The organism is Candidatus Thermoplasmatota archaeon (assembly GCA_018814355.1).
Lineage (GTDB): Archaea > Thermoplasmatota > Thermoplasmata > UBA10834 > UBA10834 > COMBO-56-21.
This window is the reverse complement of the sequence record JAHIZT010000111.1, coordinates 1-4,047: the sequence shown is the minus strand read 5'-3', so window position 1 is coordinate 4,047 and position 4,047 is coordinate 1. Positions and strand designations below refer to the sequence as shown.

Genomic DNA, 4,047 nt, shown 5'->3' with positions numbered 1-4,047 from the left:
TTCAGGACGAGATGATTGGGCTACATCCACACGTAAGACTTATTAGGAGCCGTTGCGATGAGAACAGCGCAGGTAAGTCCTGGCTGGTCATGGTGCGCCCTGGTACGCACAGGCAATAATCCGGCCAGGGTCTGCGCATATCTCATGGACCCAGCGGAGTCATTCTGTCCAGTTCTACCCTCGATGAGATTAGGTCGAAGTAGCAGGTCTCTCCATGTTCGTACTTCCTTTGAACTGCCCCTGCCACGAAATCTGCGACCTGCAGCCCCTTTGAGTTCATGGAATCGAACCGCGAGATGCGGATTCTCGGAGGGATCGCTCGCAACAGTCCGCACCGTTCTACGACGATCGAATTCATCCGTTCTTCGAACGAACGTCCAAGCGACCTCCCCAATGGCCTCGCATCGAAAATGAAGTTGAACTCGTTTCCTGACCTGCCTCGCAAGGCCACCTCAAGCAAGAGTTCCCCCGCCAACCAAAGATAGAGCGCTTCGCCTGAACACTTCCGTCTCCTCTGTGGAGAACCGGTCTTGACCACGGTGATGCTCGTTATTGAGACATCTTCCAGTCGCCCTACCATGTTCAGGGTCGCCTTTCTGATTCCCGGTCCGGAATTCTGGAACTTGAGCTCAGGCATCTTGAGGAGGCTCTTCTTCAGTCTCCTCCTCCGGATCTTCAGGGGAATTCGTTCGAGCTGCCTGGGAGAACTCGTGACCACCGCAGCCATCGTTACGTGTTGAGACCCCCCTTCACCGAATCCGAGGTCCCCTGACTCGTCAACGAAGACAAAACGTCTTACCACAGTCGGAAGTCCGGGCTGAAGAACAAGTGAATTGCCACTACCTGTAGCCTAGCTCGACGCATCATCTCCTACCACACTTCGTGGTCGAGGCGGGTCTCCGAAAGAGCCAGGCGCGAGGCTGTTCGACCTGAACGGTTCTAGGGGCTTGCCGTACGACCTCAGGGAGGGGATCGCACTGAACGGGTCGAGCTTCTTCGTTCTCGAGCGTAGCTGGAGCACGGACGGAGCGCAGGAGTTCCCGTTCGGGGTGGTTGTAGTCGACTCCGACAGGATAATCGCCACCCTGAACGATTCGAGCGTGTTCTACGTCGGAGGACCGGCTGAGAATCATATCGTCGGGTTCTGGACGAGATAGTATCGCGCCCGTGTCGGTGGACTGCAGGCACTAACAAGATTGATATCGAATGCCCGCGAGTGATGTCCTTGTGGCAAGCGTTGTTGCATTCGACTCTAAGGAGTTCAACGTCAAGGGAGTGTTCAAGGATTTCTTCTGCCCCATAGGTGTTGGAGTCCGATTCGATGACGAAGAGGCCTTTCAGAACGCTTACAGCGAAGCGGTGGCTGCCAGTGCATCCCGTCACAGGATAAGGCTGAACCGGAGAGTATTCGACTCATACAGCGTTGCGAGGGTCCTCGGGGGCTTGGATTCGGCTGCCGACTTCTACGAGGGCCTTATCAAGGAGTTGCGGGCTCACATCGGTTTCGTCCATGTTTTCTACACTGTGATCCCACCGTCGAAGGTCCCGAGGATCTTCGTCTACGAGATGCAGACCGAGGTGGTCGATCCGGTCGACTTCCTGAAGGAACACAAGGCCGGCTATGTCGCCCTCTGCGCCTGGAAGTACCTGCAATTGGAGGCTGAGCGCCCGGACAGGGTGTACCTAGATTTCTTCGAAGCCAAGCGCACCAAGGCTTGGGATGCCCTAGAATCGCTTCATCCTCAGCTGTTCGTGAGAGGGGACACGTGCAACCCGTGCCTGGCCATGGCGGATGGGATCTTGGCCGTCCTAGATCGGCAGCTCAAGAGGAACTATTACATGGAGAACATCAAGCTTTCCGATAAGTCCGTGAGGCAGGCCCTTCGCGACCTCTCCTTGAAGGGGGGACCGGTCTTCATCGGGCAGCCTGATCTCAGGAAGATCGTTCCGTACAGCAGGGACCAGGTCGTCACAAGAGACCTGGTCCGTCGTCCTGTGTTCTTCCTATGCGCAGAGAAGCGTCCTGATGGCATCGACAATCAACAGCATAGGGAGATGATATCCTTCATGCCCATCATGGACAAGCTTGTTTCTGAGGCACTCGAGGCCCGCGGTTGCATCAAGTTCTACGATCCGAGCCAGGACTTCTTGCTTGCGCGGAAGGACGATCGGTTCGCATTCTACGGCGAGCGCGGCAGGGGGATTTGTCAGTCCTTGCTCAAACACGTGCCAGTAATTCCAATGGACCTCACCGAGTATCAGCCCCAGCCGAGGTAGGAACCAAGCTGTCGGAATCGGGGATGAGAAAAAGGACGATAGAGGCTTATAATCTGTTGATGCAAGCCAACCTTCGGTTGAAGATTGGCTCCATTTCACGAAATCACTTCGGCGCTATTTAACTCTTCGGCTAGATGTAGCCATAATCGCAATCCAACGCACAGACTCGAGCTCGGATGACCGACTTGGTCAGATGAAGTCGATCTCGAGGACTTCTCGACTCATCATCCCCCTGCCGGGTGGAGACGGGCGCGAGGCTGTTCGACCTGGAGGGGAAAAGGGGACTGCCCTACGATCTGCGGGAAGGGTTGGCCCTGAACGGTTCTTCCTTCTTCGTTCTTGAGACCGCCTGGAACACCTCGGGCGCCCAGGAGTTCCCGTTCGGGGTCGTTGTCGTTTCCAATGAGACTATCTCACAGAAGCTGAACGAATCAAACGTGTTCTATGTCGGCGGACCACTGGGCAATCAACTCATCGGATTCAGGACGAGATGATTTGGGCTACATCCACACACAAGCCTTATTAGGAGCCGTTGCGATGAAAACAGTGCAGGTAAGTCCCGGCAGGTAAGAGTGCGCCATGAGGCGCATGTGCAAGAATCCGGCCGGGGTCTGCGCTTTCTTTCAGAAGAGCCTTTTCTCGATTACCATTGCGGGTGCGATGATTCTGTAGTAGCTGGGGTCATCCCGTGCGTATTTCCTCTGGATGGAGCCGACGACGAAATCCGCGGTCTGCAAGCCACCCGAATTGTGTGAGTCAATCACGGAGACATCGATGTGGGTTGGCAGGACACCCGCACGTGACAGTTCGCGCTCGACTACCTCTTCGATGTGCCCTCCGAAGTCATAGCTAGCGGATCGGTTGTGTGGCCTCGCGTCGAATACCACGTGATAAGCACACCTCCCTCCTTGAACCACAATGATATCTGCAAGCAGCTCGCCGCAGACTCTGTCATAGAAGCTCTCGGGGCGGCGTCTGAGCCCGTCTGGCATTCCAGTCTTGTTCACGATCATGCTTGCGATGGAGATCTCTGGGAGAGCCATTATCATCCTCAGCACACTCCGCCTGACGTCAGGGCTTGAGTTATGAAACTTCAACTCAGGTTTCTGACGCAAGCTTTTCTTGAGCCGCCTCTTTCGAATCCGCAATGGAATCCTCTCAATAGCCTCTGGATGCCTGGCTATCAAGGCCCCTATCGTGATGTATTTGGAGGAGCCCTGTCCGAATCCAAGATCTCCGGATTCGTCCACAAACACCGTGCTGAAATGCACGGGTATTAGTCTGGCTGGATGGCGAAGAGAGTTGTCATTACAGGTAGGCTATCCTATCTGCCCCGCCCCAGCCGGTGCGGATATCTAGGTGTTTGGGGAAGACTGGGGGCGAGGCTGTTCGATCTGAACGGGACCAGGGGACTGCCGTACGACCTCATGGAAGGGATTGATTTGAACTCATCATCTTTCTAAGTCCTGGAGACCGACTGGAACTCGACCGGGGCCCAGGAGTTCCCGTTCGGGGTGGTTGTCATCGATTCCGACAGGATCATCGCCGCCCTGAACGATTCGAACGTGTTCTACGTAGGAGGACCGGCAGGGAATCATATCATCGGACTCAGGACGAGATGATTTGGGCTACATCCGCTCGCAATCCTTATTACTGACCGCGACCATGGGAAACATGCAGGTAAGTCCTGGCTGGTCATGGTGCGCCATGAGGTGCACGGGTAATAATCCGGCCAGGGTCTGCGCTTTTCTCTCAGCTGAAGAAGAGCCG

Annotated in this window: 5 protein-coding genes; 3 read left to right on the top strand and 2 right to left on the bottom strand. The window is 55.4% G+C overall.

The annotated features are described in order from the left end of the window. Positions 1-142: 142 nt before the first annotated feature. A complete protein-coding gene (locus KJ653_08090; GenBank protein ID MBU0685789.1) occupies positions 143-802 on the bottom strand; it encodes a DUF3800 domain-containing protein in 660 nt (219 codons plus the stop codon). Positions 803-947: 145 nt separating this feature from the next. Here KJ653_08090 and KJ653_08085 point away from each other — a divergent pair, with 145 nt between their 5' ends. From KJ653_08085 to KJ653_08075, 3 genes are all read left to right on the top strand, one after another. Next, positions 948-1,157 carry a hypothetical protein gene (locus KJ653_08085; protein MBU0685788.1) on the top strand — a complete coding sequence of 70 codons (210 nt, stop codon included), beginning with the start codon at positions 948-950 and terminating at the stop codon, positions 1,155-1,157. Positions 1,158-1,206: 49 nt separating this feature from the next. Beyond that, entirely contained in the window at positions 1,207-2,277 is a 1,071-nt protein-coding gene (locus tag KJ653_08080; protein MBU0685787.1) for a hypothetical protein, read from the top strand. Between the two features lie 239 nt (positions 2,278-2,516). Next, a complete protein-coding gene (locus tag KJ653_08075) occupies positions 2,517-2,771 on the top strand; it encodes a hypothetical protein (GenBank protein MBU0685786.1) in 255 nt (84 codons plus the stop codon). 129 nt (positions 2,772-2,900) lie between these two features. On the opposite strand, the gene KJ653_08070 is transcribed toward KJ653_08075, so the two are convergent. Continuing rightward, positions 2,901-3,548: a DUF3800 domain-containing protein gene (locus tag KJ653_08070; GenBank protein MBU0685785.1), complete on the bottom strand. Its 648-nt coding sequence runs from the start codon at positions 3,546-3,548 to the stop codon at positions 2,901-2,903. Between the last annotated feature and the right edge of the window lie 499 nt (positions 3,549-4,047).